23 protein-coding genes are annotated in these 22,790 nt (G+C 53.5%); 8 read left to right on the forward strand and 15 right to left on the reverse strand.

The genetic code is table 11. The features are described 5' to 3' along the window. Positions 1-289: 289 nt before the first annotated feature. Entirely contained in the window at positions 290-1,414 is a 1,125-nt protein-coding gene (locus EA20_RS0102940; protein ID WP_235192623.1) for an O-antigen ligase, read from the forward strand. Positions 1,415-1,753: 339 nt separating this feature from the next. Next, complete coding sequence (locus EA20_RS0102945; protein WP_024965412.1) at positions 1,754-2,008, forward strand: YfhL family 4Fe-4S dicluster ferredoxin; 255 nt, start codon at positions 1,754-1,756, stop codon at positions 2,006-2,008. 110 nt (positions 2,009-2,118) lie between these two features. Here the strand turns inward: EA20_RS0102945 and acpS are convergent, their stop codons facing one another. The 12 genes from acpS to rpoE all read right to left on the reverse strand — a co-directional run bounded on the left by acpS (position 2,119) and on the right by rpoE (position 12,873). Next, the gene (acpS, locus tag EA20_RS0102950) at positions 2,119-2,499 is read right to left on the reverse strand and encodes a holo-ACP synthase (RefSeq protein WP_024965413.1); all 381 of its coding nucleotides are present in this window, start codon (positions 2,497-2,499) and stop codon (positions 2,119-2,121) included. Next, entirely contained in the window at positions 2,499-3,230 is a 732-nt protein-coding gene (gene pdxJ / locus EA20_RS0102955; protein WP_024965414.1) for a pyridoxine 5'-phosphate synthase, read from the reverse strand. The genes acpS and pdxJ overlap by 1 nt, the downstream gene beginning before the upstream one ends. A gap of 74 nt (positions 3,231-3,304) precedes the next feature. Beyond that, on the reverse strand, positions 3,305-4,039 hold the full coding sequence (recO, locus tag EA20_RS0102960) for a DNA repair protein RecO (protein ID WP_024965415.1): 735 nt from the start codon (positions 4,037-4,039) through the stop codon (positions 3,305-3,307). Between the two features lie 5 nt (positions 4,040-4,044). Beyond that, positions 4,045-4,950, reverse strand: a complete 906-nt coding sequence (era, locus tag EA20_RS0102965; RefSeq protein ID WP_024965416.1) for a GTPase Era — start codon at positions 4,948-4,950, stop codon at positions 4,045-4,047. After that, positions 4,947-5,627 carry a ribonuclease III gene (rnc, locus tag EA20_RS0102970; RefSeq protein WP_024965417.1) on the reverse strand — a complete coding sequence of 227 codons (681 nt, stop codon included), beginning with the start codon at positions 5,625-5,627 and terminating at the stop codon, positions 4,947-4,949. Before rnc ends, era begins: the two co-directional genes overlap by 4 nt. Positions 5,628-5,760: 133 nt before the next feature. Next, positions 5,761-6,726, reverse strand: coding sequence for a signal peptidase I (lepB, locus tag EA20_RS0102975; protein ID WP_038381474.1), 966 nt, complete (start codon positions 6,724-6,726; stop codon positions 5,761-5,763). 26 nt (positions 6,727-6,752) lie between these two features. After that, positions 6,753-8,552: a translation elongation factor 4 gene (gene lepA / locus EA20_RS0102980; protein ID WP_024965419.1), complete on the reverse strand. Its 1,800-nt coding sequence runs from the start codon at positions 8,550-8,552 to the stop codon at positions 6,753-6,755. Between the two features lie 292 nt (positions 8,553-8,844). Further along, on the reverse strand, positions 8,845-9,975 hold the full coding sequence (locus tag EA20_RS0102985) for an ABC transporter substrate-binding protein (RefSeq protein ID WP_024965420.1): 1,131 nt from the start codon (positions 9,973-9,975) through the stop codon (positions 8,845-8,847). A gap of 230 nt (positions 9,976-10,205) precedes the next feature. After that, positions 10,206-10,670, reverse strand: a complete 465-nt coding sequence (gene rseC / locus EA20_RS0102990) for a SoxR-reducing system protein RseC (protein ID WP_024965421.1) — start codon at positions 10,668-10,670, stop codon at positions 10,206-10,208. Then, the gene (gene rseB, locus EA20_RS0102995; RefSeq protein WP_024965422.1) at positions 10,667-11,620 is read right to left on the reverse strand and encodes a sigma-E factor regulatory protein RseB; all 954 of its coding nucleotides are present in this window, start codon (positions 11,618-11,620) and stop codon (positions 10,667-10,669) included. Before rseB ends, rseC begins: the two co-directional genes overlap by 4 nt. Beyond that, positions 11,620-12,267: an anti-sigma-E factor RseA gene (rseA, locus tag EA20_RS0103000; RefSeq protein ID WP_024965423.1), complete on the reverse strand. Its 648-nt coding sequence runs from the start codon at positions 12,265-12,267 to the stop codon at positions 11,620-11,622. Before rseA ends, rseB begins: the two co-directional genes overlap by 1 nt. Before the next feature lie 30 nt (positions 12,268-12,297). Next, positions 12,298-12,873, reverse strand: a complete 576-nt coding sequence (gene rpoE / locus EA20_RS0103005) for an RNA polymerase sigma factor RpoE (protein ID WP_024965424.1) — start codon at positions 12,871-12,873, stop codon at positions 12,298-12,300. Positions 12,874-13,329: 456 nt separating this feature from the next. On the opposite strand from rpoE, the gene nadB reads away from it, so the two are divergent. Next, the gene (gene nadB, locus EA20_RS0103010; protein ID WP_024965425.1) at positions 13,330-14,931 is read left to right on the forward strand and encodes an L-aspartate oxidase; all 1,602 of its coding nucleotides are present in this window, start codon (positions 13,330-13,332) and stop codon (positions 14,929-14,931) included. Here nadB and EA20_RS0103015 read toward each other — a convergent pair whose 3' ends face one another. Further along, complete coding sequence (locus tag EA20_RS0103015) at positions 14,932-15,669, reverse strand: tRNA1(Val) (adenine(37)-N6)-methyltransferase (RefSeq protein ID WP_024965426.1); 738 nt, start codon at positions 15,667-15,669, stop codon at positions 14,932-14,934. It abuts the gene before it with no gap. Between the two features lie 132 nt (positions 15,670-15,801). Here EA20_RS0103015 and srmB point away from each other — a divergent pair, with 132 nt between their 5' ends. Then, a complete protein-coding gene (gene srmB / locus EA20_RS0103020) occupies positions 15,802-17,133 on the forward strand; it encodes an ATP-dependent RNA helicase SrmB (protein WP_024965427.1) in 1,332 nt (443 codons plus the stop codon). A gap of 243 nt (positions 17,134-17,376) precedes the next feature. Here the strand turns inward: srmB and grcA are convergent, their stop codons facing one another. After that, positions 17,377-17,760, reverse strand: coding sequence for an autonomous glycyl radical cofactor GrcA (gene grcA, locus EA20_RS0103025; RefSeq protein ID WP_024965428.1), 384 nt, complete (start codon positions 17,758-17,760; stop codon positions 17,377-17,379). A 281-nt stretch (positions 17,761-18,041) separates the two neighbouring features. On the opposite strand from grcA, the gene ung reads away from it, so the two are divergent. Continuing rightward, positions 18,042-18,722 carry a uracil-DNA glycosylase gene (gene ung, locus EA20_RS0103030; RefSeq protein WP_024965429.1) on the forward strand — a complete coding sequence of 227 codons (681 nt, stop codon included), beginning with the start codon at positions 18,042-18,044 and terminating at the stop codon, positions 18,720-18,722. Between the two features lie 43 nt (positions 18,723-18,765). Here ung and grpE read toward each other — a convergent pair whose 3' ends face one another. Then, positions 18,766-19,347 carry a nucleotide exchange factor GrpE gene (gene grpE / locus EA20_RS0103035; protein WP_024965430.1) on the reverse strand — a complete coding sequence of 194 codons (582 nt, stop codon included), beginning with the start codon at positions 19,345-19,347 and terminating at the stop codon, positions 18,766-18,768. A gap of 124 nt (positions 19,348-19,471) precedes the next feature. Here grpE and nadK point away from each other — a divergent pair, with 124 nt between their 5' ends. The 3 genes from nadK to bamE all read left to right on the forward strand — a co-directional run bounded on the left by nadK (position 19,472) and on the right by bamE (position 22,741). After that, positions 19,472-20,350 (forward strand): NAD(+) kinase, encoded by an 879-nt coding sequence (nadK, locus tag EA20_RS0103040; protein WP_024965431.1) that lies wholly within the window; start codon positions 19,472-19,474, stop codon positions 20,348-20,350. An 87-nt stretch (positions 20,351-20,437) separates the two neighbouring features. Continuing rightward, a complete protein-coding gene (recN, locus tag EA20_RS0103045) occupies positions 20,438-22,099 on the forward strand; it encodes a DNA repair protein RecN (protein WP_024965432.1) in 1,662 nt (553 codons plus the stop codon). Between the two features lie 294 nt (positions 22,100-22,393). Beyond that, complete coding sequence (gene bamE / locus EA20_RS0103055; protein ID WP_024965433.1) at positions 22,394-22,741, forward strand: outer membrane protein assembly factor BamE; 348 nt, start codon at positions 22,394-22,396, stop codon at positions 22,739-22,741. Positions 22,742-22,790: the final 49 nt, after the last annotated feature.

The raw sequence follows: 22,790 nt of genomic DNA on the forward strand, positions 1-22,790 counted from the left end.
TCCTGCAGCCATTCTATACTTTCACCGGGCCAGGCTGATAAGATGGCGCCCCAAAATACCGGCCGCCCAAACCGGGCATCGATCAGAAGGATGGAATAGCGTGATAAGGAACGAGAGCAACACCTCTTATCCCCGTAATAGTTTCTCTTTAAAACGCGACCAGATTAACCGATGGTTATTTCCATTGACACTGCTTCTGTTGCTGTTCATTTTACCCCTGGGGTTTTTAAATGAAAAAGCGGGTCGGGTAACGTTTTACTGGTGCAGTTATCTTTCCGCCGCAGGGATAGTGCTTAACATCAGAGCGTTTAAGTCTATGCTTGCTGCGTCAAAAATGGCGGTGGCCGGTTTTTCATTAGCCTTACTTTTTACGCTCTGGTCACTGGTTGCGCTTTATTTATCGGTACCCGGCGAGGAAAACGGTATTTTGCTGACGCCAGCTAAACGCTGGTTTCTCGCTTCCCTTATCGCGCTTTATATCGCCTGGAGCGCGCGGCAGAATATTATCAGCAAAACCGTGCTTTACCGTCTGGTCTGGGCTTCATTACTGGCCGCCTTTTTATTATCCAGCGCCTATGGCATCTGGCAACATCTTAACGGCGTGGTGAGAATTACCTTAGGCATTAACCGTGCAACAATGTCGGCCTACGCTTTCAGCGCGATGTCGCTGGCTACCATTGCCATGCTAAGTCAGATCCCGTCATTAAAAATCAAATATTTCAGCGTCATTTTAAGCAGCCTGCTCTCTGTTTATATTACATTTTTGAGTGAGACGCGTTCGGCGATGGTTATCCATACGCTGCTTGCTTTGCTGTTGCTGCTTAATATCCTGTGGTGTGACAAGAAGCTGAAGCTTATCCCCGTTCTGTTTATTATTGCTTCGGTTGTTGCCGTCCTTGGTCTGAATCGGGATATTATTAACACGCGGCTGGAAACCACGCGTCTCGAACTTTCCCGTTATCAGCAGGGCAATGACAACACGTCGTTAGGATCACGTTTTACCCTCTGGAAAATGGGCCTGGTTACCTTTGCAGAAAACCCGCTAGGTGAAACCCAGATTACCCGCAACACGATTATTCGTGAGCGGCTGGCTGATATCAAACCCAGGCCCTACGCGTTAAGTTTTATTAATGTCCACCTGCATAATGAATTCATTCAATACGCCTCTCTGTTCGGTATTTTCGGCGTGCTGATCCTGGCTTATTTTTATATTACGATGATATTCTTTAACGGGATGAAAACCTCTTTTGTCAATCCGGTAACGATAATGACATTATCGGCGCTGCTTTATGGTATGACGGATGTTTTACTGACCTCTATTGAATATGTCGTCTTACTGACGACGTCACTGACGCTGGCGAATTTATATAATATCAAACTGACCAGTCAGCAATCTGCTCCCCGTGAATCATAAGCAGATTAACCGATATCTGGCGTGCAGTTGCGATAACGCTTCTGCACCTGTAATACCCATTTAACAGCACCCCTTCTCTCCTTACGTTGCTGGTAAATTTCGGAGAAGGTAACAGCAGTGTTAATTTTATAAATATTTCCTGCCCACAATGTTATCCGTATGCATGTTAATTTATTCATCCAGCGGATGAATGCGGGTATATGGTAGCCGGACACTATTTATACTAAATTGCCGCGTGAAATTTGCTATATAGCCGTGCCTGTTTGCCAGGTAACTTCAGCCAACCTTTCTGCATCCGTTTTGGCGTTCTCTTTTGCAGCAAAAAGTGATGATGACATCATGGCGTTACTGATTACAAAAAAATGCATTAATTGCGATATGTGTGAGCCGGAATGTCCTAATCAGGCCATCTCCATGGGCGATATGATTTATGAAATTGATGCGGCGCGCTGTACCGAGTGCGTCGGCCACTACGATACGCCGACCTGTCAGCAAGTTTGCCCTATCGACAATACGATCGTCACCGATCCGGCGCACATTGAGAGCCAGGATACGCTATGGGAGAAATTTGTGATCCTGCATCACATGGAGTAGTCCGGGCGACGTTATATCTTTCAGCATCGCCTGGCGTACAAAGACGAGCGTGACGCGGGCATAGTGACATCACGCGAAGTCCCCGGACCAGCCCCAGTTTCCAGTATCGCTTAGCTCTCAATAATCACCGTGGCGCAGGCATAGTGGCGTTCGTCGGCCAGCGTAACGTGCACATAAGTCACGCCCAGCTTTTCCGCTACCTCAGCGGCCTTCAGGAAAAAGCGCAATCCAGGCTTACCCAGTTCATCGTTATAAACTTCAAACTGATTGAAGGCCAGGCCGCCACGGATCCCGGTGCCAAAGGCTTTGGCAGCCGCTTCCTTTACCGCAAAACGCTTGGCGAGAAAGCGCACCGGCTGCTGGTGAGCCTGATACTGCAGCCATTCGTTCTCGCTTAATACACGCTTTGCCAGCCGATCGCCCGAGCGGGAAATCACACCTTCAATCCGCGTGATTTCAACAATGTCTGTGCCAAGTCCGAGTATCGCCATCAGCGCCGCGCTTCCCGCATCAGTCTCTTCATTTCACTGACCGCATCCGCCAGCCCGCTCATCACCGCCCGTCCAATGATAGCGTGGCCGATATTCAGCTCATGCATTTCAGGCAGGGCGGCAATGGGCAGAACGTTATGGTAAGTCAGGCCATGTCCCGCATTAACCTTCAATCCAAGGCTGCTGGCATAGGTTGCGGCTTTCGCGATACGCGCCAGCTCGGCATCCCGTTCTGGCCCCTCGTCCGTCTCAGCGTAGGCGCCGGTATGGATCTCAATATAAGGCGCGCCAGCTGCGGCAGCCGCATCGATCTGGGCGGTATCAGCATCAATAAATAGCGACACCAGAATGCCTGCTGCGGCCAGCGTGCTGACGGCGGCGGACACTTTATCCTGCTGGCCAGCCACATCCAGCCCGCCTTCGGTCGTAACTTCCTGACGCTTTTCGGGCACCAGACAGCAAAAATGCGGCCTGATCTCGCAGGCGATCGCCACCATCTCGTCGGTGACGGCCATCTCAAGGTTCATGCGGGTCTGGATAGTCTGACGAAGAAGCTGCACGTCGCGATCGGTAATATGGCGGCGGTCTTCCCGGAGATGGACGGTTATGCCGTCAGCGCCCGCCTGCTCGGCCACAAAGGCAGCCTGTACGGGGTCCGGATATTGGGTACCGCGCGCGTTACGGAGCGTAGCAACATGGTCGATATTAACGCCTAACAATAGCTCAGCCATAACAGTCCTCAGAAAGTGGCAAAGAGAAGCCAGTTTACAATGTTCTTATAGCCAGCTGGAACGCCCTGCTGTTGTTACTCTGTCTCAGGGGGCGTTTCCGCGCGTTTTTTCGGCACAAACTGACGAAACAACTCCTGGCTTTTAAGGGGCTTGCCGCCAAGGTAGGGCTTCAGCGCTATACGGGTAAAGCGCTTGGCGGCCCGCAGCGTATCCGCATCGGGAAAGGTACGCTCGGCCAGCGCCCGCAGTTGGCGGCCGGTAAAAGTTTTGTTATTTACCACCAGGCTGGCGATGAAACCTTTTTCTTCACGGTAGCTGTAGGTCATGCCATCGGTGACATCTTCCCCACTGCCTGCGCAATGCAGAAAATCGATGCCGTAGCCAAGGTGTCCGAGCATCGCCAGCTCGAAGCGCCGCAGCGCCGGTTCCGGCGTTCCACTGGTGGAAGCCAGCGCCTGCAGGCAGTAGAGATAATCAAAGAAGAGATCGGTGAACGCCGTTTCCTGCTCCAGCACGCGTGAGAGCAGTTCGTTGACGTACAGGCCGCAGTAGAGGGTAATACCGGAAAGCGGTAGCGCGAGCGAGATGGGTTCTGCGCCGCGCAGGGTCTTGACCTCGCCTCTGCCACCCCAGCGAACCAGCAGCGGCGTGAAGGGTTGCAGCGCCCCTTTCAGACTGGAGCGCTTACTTCTGGCACCTTTGGCAACAACACGTATTCGCCCGTAGTTCTCGGAGAAGAGATCGAGCATCAGGCTGGTCTCGCTCCAGGGACGCCCATGCAGGACAAACGCGCGCTGCCAGCCTTCCATCAGGATCAGAGATCGTCTGTATAGCCCAGGCTACGCAGAGCACGTTCGTCATCTGCCCAGCCCGACTTCACTTTCACCCAGAGCTCAAGATGCACTTTCGCCTCGAACATCTCTTCCATATCTTTACGGGCTTCGATACCGATCGTTTTGATCTTGGCACCTTTATTACCAATCACCATTTTCTTCTGGCCTTCACGCTCAACCAGAATCAGGCCATGTATGTCATAACCGCCGCGTTCATTGGTGACGAACTGTTCGATCTCAACCGTGACCGAGTAAGGCAGTTCAGCGCCCAGAAAACGCATCAGCTTTTCACGGATGATCTCCGAAGCCATAAAGCGCTGAGAACGATCCGTAATATGATCTTCCGGGAAATGGTGATCGGCTTCCGGCAGACGTTTACGCACGATACTGGCAATGGTATCGACATTTTTCCCGTTTTCAGCGGAAATCGGCACGATATCCAGGAAATCCATCTGCTGGCTCAGGAACTGCAAATGCGGCAGCAGAATGCTTTTATCCGTGATGTTGTCGACTTTATTGATAGCCAGCAGGACAGGGACTTTCCCGTCCTTAAGCTTGTTAAGCACCATCTCGTCGTCAGCGGTCCAGCGCGTGCCTTCCACCACAAAAATGACCAGCTCAACGTCACCGATTGAGCTGCTGGCGGCACGGTTCATCAGGCGATTTATCGCCCGCTTCTCTTCCATATGCAGACCCGGCGTATCCACATAGATAGCCTGATAAGGGCCTTCCGTATGGATACCCATAATGCGATGGCGGGTCGTTTGCGGCTTACGCGAGGTAATAGAGATCTTCTGCCCCAGAAGCTGGTTCAGTAAGGTGGATTTCCCGACGTTCGGGCGGCCTACAATCGCTATAAAGCCGCAATAGGGGGTTTGTTCGTTCATTCAAGTCCTAGCTTAATCAGCGCCTGTTCGGCGGCTGCCTGCTCAGCTTTACGACGGCTTGATCCGGTTCCAACAACCGGTTCAGCCATGCCGCTCACCTGGCAGTGAATGGTAAATTCCTGGTCATGCGCTTCGCCACGCACCTGCACCACCAGATAGGAGGGCAGCGGCAGATGACGACCCTGCAGATATTCCTGCAGACGCGTTTTTGGATCTTTCTGCTTATCGCCCGGGCTGATCTGATCGAGGCGGCTGGCATACCAGCTCAGGATCAGTTTCTCTACCGACTGGATATCACTATCCAGGAACACGCCGCCAATCAGCGCTTCCACGGTATCGGCCAGGATCGATTCACGGCGGAAACCGCCGCTTTTCAGCTCACCCGGACCCAGGCGAAGGCATTCGCCCAGATCAAACTCTCTGGCCATTTCGGCCAGCGTATTGCCGCGCACCAGCGTGGCGCGCATCCGGCTCATATCCCCTTCGTCAACACGGGGAAAACGATGGTAGAGCGCGTTAGCAATCACGTAACTGAGAATGGAGTCGCCCAGGAACTCAAGCCTTTCGTTGTGCTTACTGCTGGCACTGCGGTGAGTGAGCGCCTGCTGCAAAAGTTCCTGATGGGTAAAAGTGTAGCCCAACTTACGTTGGAGTCTGTTAATGACTATGGGGTTCATGTGTTACCAGTGTCTGAATGCGTCAAATAATCTGCACACGGAACAGGGCTGGACGCGCCAACACGAAACTGTTTCGTGTGCAGTGGCCCCCCGGAGGAAACCACCCGTTTACCACTTCGCCCGAAGGCGGATATCAGTGAATACCGCCAATGCGGCTGAGGCGAACGCCGGTAGGCCATTCCCCTTCCTGCTTCTCAAAGCTCATCCAGATGGCGGTCGCTTTGCCAACCAGATTGCGTTCCGGGACAAAACCCCAGTAACGGCTGTCTGCGCTGTTGTCGCGGTTATCGCCCATCATGAAGTACATCCCTTCAGGAACAACCCATGAAGATTGTGGCTGGCCCGGCTGCTGATAGTAAGAACTTGCCTGGCTTTGCGCCTCTGCGACCAGCAGGATTGAGTGAGTCACATCTCCCAGTGTCTCCTCGCGCGTCGCCAGACGCAGACCGCCACGCATCGTTTCGCCTTGCGGCAGCTGATAGAAGCCATTTCCCTGTTCATTTCCCTCAAAACCGCTGAAGGTCTGAACAAAATCGCTTGGCTTAACATCAGAATAAGTCACTGCCAACGCTTTATCACAGGAATTACCTGCGCCACAGGCCGGATTGATGGTGACGGTCTTGCTCAGCGGATCGTAACTGACCCGGTCACCCGGCAGTCCTACCACACGCTTGATGTAATCCAGGCTGGGTTTGTCAGGATATTTAAAGACGGCAATATCGCCGCGTTTAGGGTGCCCTGTCTGGATTAGCGTGGTTTGCGTAATAGGATCTTTGATCCCATAAGCATACTTTTCAACCAGAATAAAATCGCCAATCAGCAGCGTCGGCATCATCGATCCCGAGGGGATCTGGAACGGCTCGTAAATAAACGAACGTACGATGAAAACCAGCAGCAGCACCGGAAAAACCGACGCGGCGGTTTCCGCCCAGCCGGGCTTAGCCGCTTTGTTCTGCTCGCTGACGGTTTCCCCCGCCTTTGCCGCCGCTTCAGCCTGCCTGGCTTTGCGGGCTGGCGCCCATTTAAATTTATCAATACACCAGATAATACCGGTGACGAGTGTTGCTATCGCCAGAATCAGGGCGAACATATTAGCCATTCCAGTTCCCTCGTAGCCTGCGGGCCTTATTTACTCTCTTTACCAACATGGAGAATGGCAAGGAACGCTTCCTGAGGCAGCTCAACGTTACCCACCTGCTTCATGCGCTTCTTACCGTCTTTCTGTTTCTGCAGCAGCTTTTTCTTACGGCTCACGTCGCCACCGTAGCACTTCGCCAGTACGTTTTTACGCAGCTGTTTAACGGTTGAACGCGCAATAATGTGGTTGCCGATGGCAGCCTGAATCGCGATATCAAACTGCTGGCGCGGGATCAGATCTTTCATCTTCTCCACCAGCTCGCGGCCACGGTACGGTGCATTATCGTTATGGGTAATCAGCGCCAGCGCATCCACGCGCTCGGAGTTGATCAACACATCGACGCGCACCATGTTAGAAGCCTGGAAACGGATGAAGTTGTAATCCAGTGACGCATAGCCGCGTGAGGTGGATTTCAGGCGGTCAAAGAAGTCGAGTACCACTTCCGCCATCGGGATTTCATAAGTCAGCGCCACCTGGTTACCGTGGTAGACCATGTTGGTCTGCACGCCACGCTTCTCGATACAGAGCGTGATGACGTTACCCAGGAACTCCTGCGGCAGCAGCATATGACACTCGGCAATCGGCTCGCGCAGTTCTTCAATGTTGTTTAACGGCGGCAATTTGCCTGGGCTGTCAACGTAGACCGTTTCGCCGCCGGTAGTGACCACTTCATATACTACGGTTGGTGCCGTGGTGATCAGCTCCAGATCGTACTCACGCTCCAGGCGCTCCTGGATGATCTCCATATGCAGCAGGCCAAGGAAGCCACAGCGGAAGCCGAAGCCCAGCGCCGTTGAGCTTTCCGGCTCGTAGAACAGCGAGGCATCGTTAAGGCTCAGCTTGCCCAGCGCGTCGCGGAAGGCTTCATAATCGTCAGAGCTGATAGGGAAGAGGCCGGCATACACCTGCGGCTTCACTTTCTTAAAGCCCGGCAGCGATTTTTCAGCCGGATTACGCGCCAGCGTCAGCGTATCCCCGACCGGTGCGCCGAGAATGTCCTTGATAGCGCAGACCAGCCAGCCCACTTCGCCGCAGTTCAGTACGTCACGGTCAACGCGCTTCGGGGTGAAAATGCCCAGACGGTCAGCATTGTAGACCTGTCCGGTGCTCATCACTTTGATTTTTTCGCCCTTACGCATGGTGCCGTTTTTAATACGTACCAGCGATACCACGCCGAGATAGTTATCGAACCAGGAGTCGATAATCAGCGCCTGCAAAGGCCCTTCCGGATCGCCTTCCGGCGGCGGAATATCGCGCACCAGGCGTTCGAGCACCTCAGGAACACCAACGCCGGTTTTCGCCGAGCAGCGCACCGCATCGGTGGCATCGATGCCCACGATGTCTTCAATTTCCTGAGAAACACGATCGGGGTCGGCCGCGGGCAGATCGATCTTGTTTAACACCGGCACCACTTCCAGATCCATCTCCATCGCGGTATAGCAGTTTGCCAGGGTCTGGGCTTCAACCCCCTGCCCGGCATCCACCACCAGCAGCGCACCTTCACAGGCAGCCAGCGAGCGGGACACTTCGTAGGAAAAATCCACGTGGCCCGGCGTGTCGATAAAATTGAGCTGGTAAGTTTCACCGTCCGGCGCATGGTAATCGAGCGTTACGCTCTGCGCCTTAATGGTAATACCGCGTTCACGTTCAAGATCCATTGAATCCAGAACCTGCGCGGCCATTTCACGTTGGGTCAACCCACCGCAGATCTGAATCAGACGGTCAGAGAGCGTTGATTTGCCGTGGTCGATATGAGCGATGATAGAAAAGTTTCTTATATGCTTCATTTATATGAATATTTTCGCTTAAACGTTCGGTTTAGTTCTCACGGTGAACAGAGCTATGGACAACTCTCGCAATGTACCCGCCATCAATGAGCACGCATCTTACACTGTTAACCCCCGGCACGAAAGAATTCACGCGCTCTGGGGCACATCAAATTCGCGGCGTCACGCCGCTATTTCCACCTCTTCGCTCATCCATCACGCTTTCTCAATACGGACTAAAAACAGACGGCCAATAATAAGGGCCACCGAAGTGGCCCGTCATATCTGTTGCCGCTAATTTATTGAATAGCCATCAATTCCTGGCTGGCAAGCTCACCCAGTAACCGGGCTGATAATCCAGCGGTAAAAACCGTTCATGGAAAGTACGGAATGTGGCGTCAGGATCAAGATCGCGAAACAGATCAGGATGCAGCCATTTTGCGATGACTTGAATGGCAACAAAGTTATAAGGACTGTCATAGAACTGATGCCAGATCGCGTGCGCGTTACCGTTGGTCGCAACCGGCAGCGTCCTGAAAGCAGGCCTGGCCATCAGTGCGGTCAGACGCTGTTCAGCTACCTTTAGATCGGCTCCCGGTCCCACGCCAACCCAACCGTCAGCCGTGTTGTAGTTCTTCCAGTTAGCGCCCGTAACGATCACCACATCTGGATTGGCGCTGATGATCTCTTCCGGGTTAAGGGTACCGAAGGTGCCGGGAATAAGATCCTTAGCGATGTTTCTGCCGCCCGCGACATCGACCATCCGGCCAAAATTTTCATCGCCAAAGGACATACAGCACTCGTCAGTATAACCACCGGCACGATCAAGCATGACCGAGGGCCGTTTGCCCCGGTAATCCTTAAGACGGTCAGTAACGATATTTACCTGCTCACGGCGGAAAGCCAGGATCTCTTCGGCACGCTCAGGTTTACCAAGCAGCTGTCCCATAATACGAATGCTCTTTTCGGCGTTTTCAAACGGCTTTTCGCGAAAATCAATGAACACCACCGGGATGCCCAGTTTCGTCAGTTTTTCGATAAGCTTGCCTTCATCCGTGGCGGCTTTGGATTCCAGGTTCATCAGCACCAGGTCCGGCTTGAGCGTCAGCGCCTGTTCAACGTTGAAGGTGCCATCCTTAGCGCCGCCAAACGTGGGCAGTTTTTTAATTTGTGGGTATTTCTTCTCATAGCTCTGATAACTGTCGAAATCCGCCTTAGGCAGATCGTCACGCCAGCCTACCACGCGGCTGAACGGCGCTTGCGTGTCAAAGGCGGCCAGCAGGTAAATTTGCCGTCCCTCACCCAAAATAATGCGTTTCACTTCCGATTTGATTTCAACCTGACGGCCGCTGACATCTTCAACGGTAAACGGCGCCGCCAAGGTTTGACAGGCCACAAACAGCCCGCAAACCAGCAGGCCTGCTTTTTTCAACAGAGATGGCATGATTAACCCCATAAAATTAAATGATTATCATTATCAATTCAGGCAGATGCTACGACGTTGCCGGATTTAACACAAGATATGTCACTTTATTTCTTAATATTTCTGTTAAAAGGGGCTGTCAGGCTGAGATAACCCGCGAAAAATTACCGGTTAAGCCTTTTTTCAAGCAGGGGAAAACGTGGGCAGGTAAGGTGTTAATCTGGCCGCCGCCACAGCGATGGCGGCCGGCCTCAGGCTTCGGTTTCTACACGAAGCGCATCGTGTGGAAGGGCAATGCTCAGGATAACCGGCTGGAATGCGGCGGACTTGCTCAGATAACCTGAAATGCCTTTGGCGATAATAAAGCCGCCGATACCGCCTAACAGCGCTCCCGCCGCCGCCGCCAGATCGCTGTGAAACAGCATCTGAAACAGGCCGGCCAGGATAAACAACCCCACCAGCGGCGTCATATAGACCAGCAGCGCGGAGCTGAGCAGGCTTTGTTCAGCAATACCCAGTTCGATACGCTGCCCGGGCGACAGCGGTTCAGCCGTGGCGATTTTCATCACGTGCGCGTTTTTCGGCCCAAGCTTGTTGAGCATATGGCTGCCGCAGCCTTTGCGGGCGGAACAGCTGCTACAGGATGTTTTTATTTCTGAGTGCAGCGTCGCCACGCCATCCTGGCATGATACGACTGTGGCCCATTCTCTCATCATTTTGCGTTACCCAGATTGATGCCGTCAGCAATGCGTTTAGCGGTAGCGGGTGGCAATTCCCCCACCACCGTAATTTCACGGTTATTACGTATTTCAGTATGCACCGTACGCCGTCCGGTACGCAAAAGCTGTGAGGCCGCATTTTTATCCGCTGCGCTGATGTTAATGGAGAAGCTGAACAGGCCGTCAGAATAGAGCCGGGATTCCACGGGCTTATTCAGGGAAGGGATCTGCCTGCGGCTCTGAGTCACTTCTTTCATGCCCACGGGTAACCATCCCGCCTGCCAGTCAAACTTCACCTTATCGCCCTGCGGCACGGAAAGCGCAGGCGGCAGCGTCGCCTTAACCAGCCCCTGCATCATTTTGCTTACGCCTTCATCAATGGCGAAGCTGACAACGCGATACTGCTCCAGGGTTTCGCCATCACGATCCAGCAGATCGACACGCAGCGGCAGCTTGGTATCACTGTCCATCCAGACGATATAACTGTAGCGGGTACCGTCCCGGGCCACGATGCGAATAACTTCGCAGAGCTGGTCGGCGATGCGGGTCCGGCCCACGGCGACAAAATCATAGTTTTCAGAGAGCTGTTTAAAATCTGCGAAAACCAGTGACGGCATTGAGTCCACGATATGATCGCCCGCCAGCGTAAAAGGCTCCAGGCCAGGTTCGAAATAGCTGACTTCGTTGCCCCGCTGGATAATTTCCCGGCGCGGACCGTCCATATGCAGCAACTGCGCATACGTTTTATTATCAAGGACGGCGTGGCGGTAACGCATCGACTCTATCCCGAGCCTGGAAACGTTAATGTAGGCGAGTTCGTAACTGAGGGTCTGGCTGGCCTGCTCCATCTGTTGAAGAAGCGCCCCGGAGGTGGTTTCCGCCGGGGCGACGCTGGAGTACATCAGGCTGCCAGCCATAAGGCTGACGGCGTACCAAAAGTGCTTCATTACTGCGACTGAATTCCTAGCGACTGGTTACCCGGGACCTGGACAGCAGCCTGCTGCGCAGGGCTATGCCCGAACTGAAGCTGCTCGGAATGCAAACGGCGCTGAAGTTCATAATCCTGCAGCATCGCATTGACGCGACGGCGCTGATCCTGAACCTGCTGCGGCGCATTGCCGTTAAGCGCGCTTTCAGAAGGGACACCGAGACTGACCGGTGAAGCCTGGCCCATCATTGGCAACGTATTGAATACCGGTGAGTCAGACGCCGCCTGGCCATCCTGTGGCGCGTTATAGTGCTGTACGCCAACGATCACGGCCAGCGAGACACAGGCAGCAACACCAACCTGCGTGATCTGGGCCGCCCAGGGGCGCATTTTTTGCCAGAACGGCAATTTGACATACTGTTCCGGCTTCGGCTGTGCTTCAGGAATGAGAGGTGCCGGCCTTGCCGGTTCATTTTCAATCGCTGCCGCTACGCGGGCGGCGATATCAACGTACACGAACTGAGCGGTATCACCACGCAGGGTATCGCGAATCAGATGATAGCTTTCCCAGTTTCTCTGTAGCGTGGCGTCTTCAGACAATGCGGATAACACTTCATTATCTAAAGTCTCACCATCCATTAAAGCGGAAAGTTGTTCTTTCTGCATGCCTAAGTACCCTTCCTGTGACCGCTATCGCTAGCGTTGGATAAGTGGTTGAATTTTATTATCAATAGCTTCTCGCGCCCGGAAAATACGTGAACGCACCGTTCCCACGGGACACTCCATGATGGCGGCTATCTCTTCATAGCTCAGGCCATCCAGCTCACGTAACGTAATCGCCATACGTAAGTCTTCAGGAAGCGTCTCAATAGTGCGGAAAACGATCTGTCTCAATTCCTCAGACAACATTAAGTTCTCAGGGTTCGAAATTTCTTTAAGCGCGCCCGCACTTTCGAAGTTTTCAGCATCAATAGCATCAACGTCACTGGCAGGAGGACGTCGTCCCTGCGCAACCAGATAATTTTTCGCCGTGTTTACGGCAATCCGGTAAAGCCAGGTATAGAACGCGCTATCGCCACGAAAGGATTCCAGCGCCCGATAGGCTTTTATAAAGGATTCCTGTACTACGTCTGGCACATCGCCCGAGGGAACATAGCGGGAAACCAGACTCGCCACTTTATGCTGGTAGCGAACCACCAGTAAATTAAACGCCTTCTGATCCCCTTTCTGCACTCGCTCAACGAGAACCTGATCCGTTAACTGCTCGCTCATCCGAGGTAATGTCTCCCCAAATCTTTTTCCACGCGTTGATGAACTACCCGCAACAACCTATCTATTTCGAGCAAGCATCCGGTTTGATTGATCATCATGAGTAAAGTTCCATTACGACCTTATAATTTTGAGTTCCCGGCAGAAAGAGAAGACCGGTACGTTTTTTGTTATAACCGGCCTGAAGCCTCTGCTTTCTTCTGGTTTTGCTTTAAGGCGCAGCGCTTTGCACTAACGCCGCAGAGTAACTCATGAGGCTCGTTATTTCACCTCTAAATCGCCACAGTCCAGGCGGGTTCGCAATATTAAACGGCGAAAAGCTGCTCTTCCCTTCTTTCCGGCGCCCGTTCGCCTCTGTCTCTCCTTTTCAACTTGCTGAACACAAGTTATGAAAAGCATTTTTCATCGCCGTCAGGAATGTTATGCTCACTAAACCTCCTGTTTAGTAAATTAAACAAAATGACCTCTCTTTCCGAATACAGTTGTGACGTGCTTATCATCGGTAGCGGCGCTGCCGGCTTATCGCTGGCGCTGCGCCTGGCCGAAACGCATCAGGTAACGGTGCTCAGCAAGGGGCCTGTGAGTGAAGGATCCACTTTCTACGCGCAGGGCGGCATTGCCGCTGTGTTTGATGAAACCGACAGCATTGAATCTCATGTTGAAGATACGTTGATTGCCGGTGGCGGTCTTTGTGACCGTGAGGCGGTTTCGTTTATCGCCAGTAATGCGCGCCACTGCGTACAGTGGCTGATTGATAACGGCATGCTGTTTGATAAAGAGACGCCCGATAGCAGCGCCTCCCGCTATCACCTGACGCGGGAAGGCGGTCACAGCCATCGCCGCATTCTGCATAGCGCCGACGCCACGGGCCGCGCCGTTGAAACGACGCTGGTCAGCCGCGCGCTCACCCACCCTAATATTCAGCTTATCGAACGCTGCAATGCGGTTGATCTTATCGTTTCGGATAAAATCGGTCTTGCCGGTGAACGTCGCGTGGTGGGGGCTTATATCTGGAACCGTAAACGTGAACGCGTGGAAACCTGCCGTGCCCGGGCTGTGGTGCTTGCTACCGGCGGCGCAGCGAAGGTTTACCAGTACACTACCAATCCCGATGTCGCCTCCGGTGACGGCATCGCGATGGCCTGGCGGGCGGGCTGCCGGGTGGCTAACCTGGAGTTTAACCAGTTTCATCCCACCTGTTTATTTCACCCGGAAGCACGGAATTTTCTGCTGACAGAAGCGCTACGTGGTGAGGGGGCGGTGCTGAAACGCCCGGATGGCTCCCGCTTTATGCCTGATTTTGATCCACGTGCTGAACTGGCGCCGCGAGACATCGTGGCCCGTGCCATCGATCACGAGATGAAGCGTCTCGGTGCAGACTGTATGTACCTGGATATCAGTCATAAACCTACTGAGTTCATTGAATCTCATTTCCCGACCATCAATGAAAAATTGAAAACGCTGGGCATTGACCTCACCAGAGAGCCAATACCGATTGTTCCGGCGGCACATTACACCTGCGGCGGCGTGATGGTTGACCAGCAAGGGCGCACCGATGTCACAGGCCTTTATGCCATCGGTGAAGTCAGCTATACAGGTCTGCATGGCGCCAACCGCCTGGCCTCCAACTCGTTGCTGGAGTGCCTGGTTTACGGCTGGTCAGCCGCTGAAGATATTCATCGCTATCTGCAAACCGTTACGCTGCCATCAACACTACCCGTCTGGGACGAGAGCCGCGTTGATGATTCTGACGAACGCGTGGTCATCCAGCATAACTGGCATGAGCTGCGCCTGTTTATGTGGGATTACGTGGGGATAGTGCGGACCACCAAGCGGCTTGAACGCGCGCTGAGACGCATCAATACGCTTCAGCAGGAGATTGATGAGTATTACGCTCACTTTCGCATCTCGAACAACCTTCTGGAGCTGAGGAATCTGGTTCAGGTGGCGGAACTGATTGTTCGCTGCGCCATGGCGCGTAAAGAGAGCCGCGGCCTGCACTTTACGCTCGACTACCCGGATATGCTGGATGAGGCCAGACCGACGATCCTGACACCCTGATCAGCGAAACAGGTAAAAATCGCGGGTCAGGCTGCAGTGCGCTTCTGAATAACGCTGATCCGGCCCGCGAATGGTCATCCGATCCAGAAGCAGCTCACCCGGTTGGGGAGAGAGTGCAAGCAGCACCCGGTTTGGCGGGCGCATTTCGTTATCAGAAATATCGGTGCGGGAACGGAGGTGCCAGCCGCGCGGCAAGGCATGCTCCACCAGCGCATTACCGGCTGTTGCTGGCAGGATGACGCAGAAAAAACCATCTTCCGCGATCAATTCTTCCGCACATTGCAACAGGATCTCATGCGTCAGGTCTGCGGTATAGCGGGCAGCAGCCCGCGCCGGGCTGGCGCACTCAACGCCGGGCGTAAAATAAGGCGGATTACTGACGATCAGGTTGTAACGGTTTTCGCACTGCTTAGCCCACTGCCGGATATCATCCTGATGAATATGGATACGCTCACGCCAGGGCGATGCCTGAACATTCTCTCTGGCCTGTGCGGCGGCCTGCTCGTCGAGTTCAACCGCGTCCACGCTGACCGTCTGGCCGGTACGCTGAGCCAGCATCAGGGCGATCAGTCCGCTGCCGGTGCCGATATCCAGTACTCTCGTCACACCCGCGACCGGTGCCCAGGCACCCAAAAGAACGCCGTCCGTGCCAACTTTCATCGCGCAACGATCGTGGGCGACAAAAAACTGTTTGAAGGTAAATCCGTTGGCGCGCAGAACCGCTTTCTTTGAAGACATTTGACTGACCTGAAGGGGAAACGGCGCTAGCATATGACAAAGTATGTTGAAGGAAAAGTCATTAAGCCCACACAAACAGATGAAGATCGTGTTCAATCTGTCTATAATCAGCGCCCCAAACTGAGGTAGACCATGACTGTAACCACTTTTTCCGAACTCGAACTTGATGAAAGCCTGCTGAACGCTCTGCAGGAAAAAGGCTTCACGCGCCCCACTGCAATCCAGGCCGCTGCAATCCCGCCTGCACTGGAGGGTCGCGACGTTCTGGGTTCGGCACCAACCGGTACAGGCAAAACGGCGGCTTATCTACTGCCCGCACTGCAGCATCTGCTCGACTTCCCGCGCAAAAAATCGGGACCGCCGCGTATTCTGGTGCTGACGCCAACGCGCGAGCTGGCGATGCAGGTTGCCGATCAGGCCCGCGAGCTGGCAAAGCATACCCACCTGGACATTGCCACTATTACCGGCGGCGTGGCTTATATGAACCATGCTGAAGTTTTCAGCGAAAACCAGGACGTGGTGGTGGCCACAACCGGACGACTGCTTCAGTACATCAAAGAAGAAAATTTTGACTGTCGTGCGGTAGAAACGCTAATCCTGGATGAAGCGGACCGCATGCTGGACATGGGTTTTGCTCAGGATATTGAAACTATTGCCGCCGAAACCCGCTGGCGCAAGCAAACGCTACTTTTCTCCGCCACGCTGGAAGGGGAAGCGATCCAGGACTTCTCTGAGCGCCTGCTGAACGAACCGGTTGAAATCGAAGCCGATCCGGCCCGTCGTGAGCGTAAAAAAATCCTGCAGTGGTATTACCGTGCAGATGACATCAAGCATAAAACCGCCATGCTGATTCATCTTCTTAAGCAGCCAGAAGCGACCCGTTCGATTGTTTTCGTGCGCAAACGTGAACGCGTTCATGAACTCTGCGGCTGGCTGCGCGAGGCGGGCATCAACACCAGCTATCTGGAAGGCGAACTGGAGCAGTTTAAGCGTAACGAAGCGATTAAACGCGTGGTGGACGGGCGGGTTAATGTTCTGGTCGCTACCGACATTGCTGCCCGTGGCATCGACATTGAAGATGTCAGCCACGTGTTTAATTTCGATCTGCCGCGCACGTCGGATACCTATCTCCACCGTATCGGCCGTACGGGCCGCGCCGGGAAAAAAGGAACGGCAATTTCCTTTGTTGAGGCACACGATAACGTGCTGTTGGGCAAGATTATTCGCTATATCAAAGAGCCCCTAAAAGCGCGCACTATTGATGAATTGCGCCCGACTACCCGTGCACCAAGCGAAAAGCTGAACGGCAAGCCGTCGAAAAAGGTGTTGGCAAAGCGCAAAGAGCAGAAACAGAAAGAAGACGCTGAAAATAAGCCGCGCGTTAAGAAGCGCCACCGGGATATCAAGAATATCGGCAAACGCCGTAAGCCAAGCAGCGCAGCCAAAACGGACAGTGCTGAATAAAGCATCAGCCATACAGAAAAACCGCCTCCCGGGGCGGTTTTTTTTGGCTTATGTTCTACAAAAATAGCGGACTGGAGGGCAATAGTAGCGGAACCGCGCTTTCAGGCAGGGGATACCGTTTTAGCTGCTAAGGGATTGTTATAACAAGCTGAATTACAAATGGATTATAAAAAACCCGGATGGCGTTTGTTTCAGCGCCATCCGGGTTTTAATTTATATAATCAGGCCGTTTAGGCGAAATTGTTACAGACTTTCTGTAAAAGTACGGGCAATAACGTCACGCTGCTGTTCAGGCGTCAGTGAGTTAAAACGTACGGCATAACCAGACACACGGATGGTCAGCTGCGGATATTTCTCCGGATGCTTAACCGCATCCTCCAGCGTTTCACGACGTAATACGTTAACGTTCAGATGCTGGCCGCCTTCCACACGGACTTCCGGTTTCATTTCCAGCGGCACTTCGCGGTACTCGATTTCGCCCAGCTCACCCACGGGTACAATCTGATCTTCGCTGTAGCCCGCTTTAGCGCATACGCAGCGTGCTTCGGCTTTTTCATCGTCCAGCAACCAGAATGAGTTCATCAGCGCGGCATCTGCAGCTTTCGTAATCTGAATTCCAGTAATCATATTTGCCTCCAGGCAGTTATGGCTGACCGGCGTCAGCACGAGTTATCAGTTCAATATTGATCTGCTCTCTACTGTATATCAGTCTCTAAATGCGGCAACTTTGACCAGAATCAATATCTGTAGCGCGCCAGAAATGCAAAAAATGCCAACTTTATGATTCGCATAGATTTTTCATAAAAAACTATTTTTAATAAAATCTGTAAATTTTCAAAATTATTTTAAGTTCTTCCCGCGCACGATACGCGCTAAGCTATTCACCTTACAAAATAAAGGAGGCGAAAATGGTCAATGCGCTGACCTGGCACGATGTGCTGGCTGAGGAAAAAGAGAAACCCTATTTTGTCGAAACGCTCGCCATGGTGGCGAATGAGCGGGCTGCGGGTAAGGTTATCTATCCTCCGCAAAAAGATGTATTCAATGCGTTTCGCCTCACCGAATTAGGCGAAGTGAAGGTGGTGATCCTCGGACAGGACCCTTATCACGGGCCGCATCAGGCTCACGGGCTGTCGTTTTCCGTGCTGCCAGGGGTTGCCGTACCGCCTTCTCTGGTCAATATCTATAAAGAGCTGGCTACGGACATTCCCGGCTTCGAGCGGCCTGCGCACGGCTTCCTGGAAAGCTGGGCGCGTCAGGGCGTGATGCTGCTTAATACTGTTCTGACGGTCGAAGCGGGTAAAGCCCACTCGCACGCCCGCTTTGGCTGGGAAACCTTTACGGACAATGTCATCGCCGCCATCAATGAGTACCGGGAAGGTGTGGTGTTCCTGCTCTGGGGCTCACATGCGCAGAAGAAGGGAAGCATCATCGACCCTAAGCGGCATCATGTATTAAAAGCGCCTCACCCTTCTCCACTCTCCGCCCACAGGGGCTTCTTTGGCTGCGGTCATTTCTCAAAGACGAATCAGCTGCTGGAAGAACAAGGTGAAAAGCCGATCGACTGGCGTCCGCAACTGCCGGAATAAAGACGAAAAAAAAGCACCCGGAGGTGCTTTTTTAACGAATAGATTACGCTTTGGCTTTGGCAACCGCGACCATCGCCGGGCGAAGAAGACGGCCATTCAGCGTATAGCCGCGCTGCATCACCATCAGGACGTGATTTGGCGCCACCCCTTCCGACTCCATCATCGACATCGCCTGATGCAGTTCGGGATTGAAAGGCTCATTCACTTCACCAACCACCTCGACGCCAAACTTGCGGACGGCGCCCAGCAGGGATTTCAACGTCAGGTCGATACCTTCCACCATCGCGGTCAGCTCGGCATTATTCTTATCGGCGACTTCAAGCGCACGCTCGAGGCTGTCGATCACCGGCAGCAGTTCATTGGCAAACTTCTCAAGCGCAAACTTATGCGCTTTTTCCACATCAAGCTCAGCGCGACGACGGATGTTTTCAATTTCAGCCTGCGCACGGATCTGCGCCTCGCGCACGCCGCCCTGCGACTGCGCCAGCTGGGCTTCCAGTTCGGCAATGCGATCATCACGCAGATCCACGCCTTCTGCTGTCTCTGCGTCCTGAGGCTGCGCCTGTTCCATCTCAATATCGTCTGAGACTTGCTCGTTTGGTGTGTTCTGTTCTTTACTACTCATGAATTTCTCCGCGTTTGTGCACATTCATCTCGCTGGTTCGCTTATTATGGGGATCAGAATTGAGGTTTCAAGGGAACCCGTCACATTGTCTGGGGTAGTTTACCTCATGAGGAAAGCCAGCATCATGAACAACCATTTCAACTGTATCGGTATTGTCGGACATCCACGCCATCCCACGGCGCTGACTACGCATGAAATGCTTTACCGCTGGCTGACGGCAAAGGGATATCAGGTCATCATTGAGCAGCAGATTGCCCGCGAGCTTAACCTTACCGATGTGGAAACCGGCACGCTCTCTGAAATTGGTCAGCAGGCAGACCTGGCAGTGGTGGTGGGCGGCGACGGAAATATGCTGGGCGCGGCCCGCGTACTGGCGCGATACGATATAAAAGTCATCGGCATCAACCGCGGCAATTTGGGTTTTCTGACCGACCTTGATCCTGACAACGCGCAGCAGCAGCTGGCAGACGTGCTTGAAGGTAAATATATTACCGAGAGCCGTTTTTTGCTTGAGGCGAGCGTTTGCCGCAAAGGAGAGGAACCCCGCATCGGCACCGCGATCAATGAAGTGGTGCTGCACCCCGGCAAGGTCGCTCATATGATCGAATTCGAAGTGTATATCGACGAAACCTTCGCTTTTTCCCAACGTTCCGATGGTCTGATTATCTCAACGCCGACGGGTTCCACTGCCTATTCGCTTTCCGCTGGTGGGCCGATTTTGACGCCGTCGCTGGATGCTATCGCCATTGTGCCGATGTTTCCGCACACGCTCTCTGCCCGTCCGCTGGTCATTAACAGCAGCAGTACGATCCGTCTGCGATTTTCCACAATGCGCAGCGACCTTGAAGTGAGCTGCGACAGCCAGATTGCACTGCCGATTCAGGAAGGTGAAGATGTCCTTATCCGGCGGAATGACGATCACCTTAACCTGATACACCCACAAAACTACAATTATTTCAACACATTGAGTTCTAAGCTAGCCTGGTCAAAAAAATTATTTTAAAAACGCCCTCAGCACCTTTACTGGTTATAAAACCAGTATATACTGTATGAAAAACCATATCTGTGTTTTCGTACAGGAACAACAATTATGCTGGCACAACTGACCATCAGTAACTTTGCGATTGTTCGTGAGCTGGAGATCGATTTTCAGCGCGGTATGACCGCCATCACCGGCGAAACCGGTGCCGGTAAATCTATTGCTATTGATGCGCTGGGTCTCTGCCTGGGCGGACGAGCAGAAGCAGATATGGTGCGTCAGGGCGCCACACGAGCGGACATTTGCGCCCGCTTCTCCCTTAAGGATACCCCGTCCGCCCTGCGCTGGCTGGTTGAAAACGAACTCGACGAAGGCCAGGAATGTCTGCTGCGTCGCGTTATTAATAGCGACGGGCGCTCCCGCGGTTTTATCAACGGAACGGCTGTTCCGCTCTCCCAGCTTCGCGATTTAGGTCAGCTACTGATCCAGATCCATGGACAGCACGCCCACCAGATGCTGCTTAAGCCTGAACATCAGAAAGTGCTGCTGGATGCCTATGCCGGTGAAAACGATCTGCGTCAGGAGATGGCTCAGGCCTATCGTCAGTGGCATCAAAGCTGCCGGACGCTGGCGCAGCATCAGCAACTCTCTCAGGAGCGTGAATCGCGCCGTGAGCTGCTCCAGTATCAGCTTAAAGAGCTGAATGAGTTTGCTCCCGTGGCGGGCGAGTATGAAAACATTGATGAAGAATACAAGCGCCTGGCTAACAGCGGACAGCTGCTCTCCACCAGCCAGCAGGCGCTAATGCTGCTGGCCGATGGCGAGGACTCAACCTTACTGGCTCAACTCCATATTGCGCAACAGCACGTCAGTGAACTTATCAGCATGGACGATAAGCTGACCGGCGTTTATACGCTTCTGGAAGAAGCCTCGATTCAGATCAGTGAAGCCAGCGATGAACTTCGCCACTACTCTGAACGGCTCGATCTCGATCCAAACCGCCTCTATGAGCTTGAGCAGCGGCTTTCACGTCAGATCGCGCTGGCCCGTAAACACCATATCTCTCCCGAAGAGCTGCCGGCGTTTCATCAGCAGATGCTTGAAGAACAGAGGCTACTCGATGAGCAGGAGAGCGATCAGGATGAACTTGTACAGAAGGTTGCCATACACCATCGTACCGCCCTGGCCTGCGCGGAAAAGCTGCACGACCGCCGCAGCCATTTTGCCCGTGAGCTGAGCGGCTTAATCAGTGAAAGTATGCATACGCTCTCTATGCCGCACGGCCAGTTGAGCATTGAGGTGCAATTTAACGCCGACCATCTGACCGCTGAGGGCGCCGACCGCATCGATTTTCGCGTCACCACCAACCCCGGACAGCCGCTCCAGCCGCTTTCTAAGGTTGCCTCAGGCGGCGAACTCTCGCGTATCGCCCTGGCGATTCAGGTGATTACCGCCCGTAAAATGGATACGCCAGCGCTGATTTTCGATGAGGTGGATGTGGGTATCAGCGGCCCTACCGCTGCCGTGGTCGGCAAAATGCTGCGCCAGCTCGGCGAGTCCACCCAGGTAATGTGCGTGACCCACCTGCCACAGGTCGCCGGCTGTGGTCATCAACATTTCTATGTCAGCAAAGAGACCGACGGTGCGATGACCGAAACCCATATGCGGCCGCTGGATAAACGCGCCCGCTTACAGGAGCTGGCTCGTCTGCTGGGCGGCAGCGAAGTGACCCGCAATACGCTGGCTAACGCAAAAGAGCTTTTAGCCGCCTGATTACCGCACTTTTTTGGCCGCATGTGGTCATAACCCTCATTCGCAGAGGTTTTAAACTGCGGAAAGGTTTATTATCATCGGCTTCTTACGCTGTTAGTGTAGCGATAAACCGATACAGCCAGGTGCCGGTCATTGATGAACGGGCCATCTGGCGTTATTGTTACAGCCAGCCTGAAACCGATTGTGAAAAGGTTACTGACCGTCCCGCGTTCTGCGGCGACCGATTGGGTTCAGACCGGCAAATAAAATAGCCAGATGCCCACGGTGTTGGCCCGAAAAGGAATAAAGAGACTTATGCGCTGTAAAACGCTGACTGCTGCGGCGGTGGTTCTTCTGATGATGACCGCTGGATGTTCCACTCTGGAACGAGTGGTTTACCGGCCTGATATCAATCAGGGCAACTATCTGGTCGCCACTGACGTTGCAAAAATTCATACCGGCATGACACAACAGCAGGTAGCGTACACATTGGGCACCCCGATGATGCGCGATCCTTTCGGCAGTAACGTCTGGTTTTACGTGTTCCGTCAGGAGCCTGGCCATGAGCCGGTGAAACAGCAGACGCTGACGCTGACTTTCGACAGCAGCGGCACGCTGACCAATATTGAGAACAGCCCGAACCTGAAAGGCAATAAAGGCTAATCGGGTAGGTAAAGGCAGAAGTGTTCGTTATACCGGTAAGGCGCTAAAG

The sequence above is a fragment of the Pantoea sp. IMH genome, assembly GCF_000599885.1.
In the GTDB taxonomy this organism is placed as follows: Bacteria; Pseudomonadota; Gammaproteobacteria; order Enterobacterales; family Enterobacteriaceae; genus Erwinia.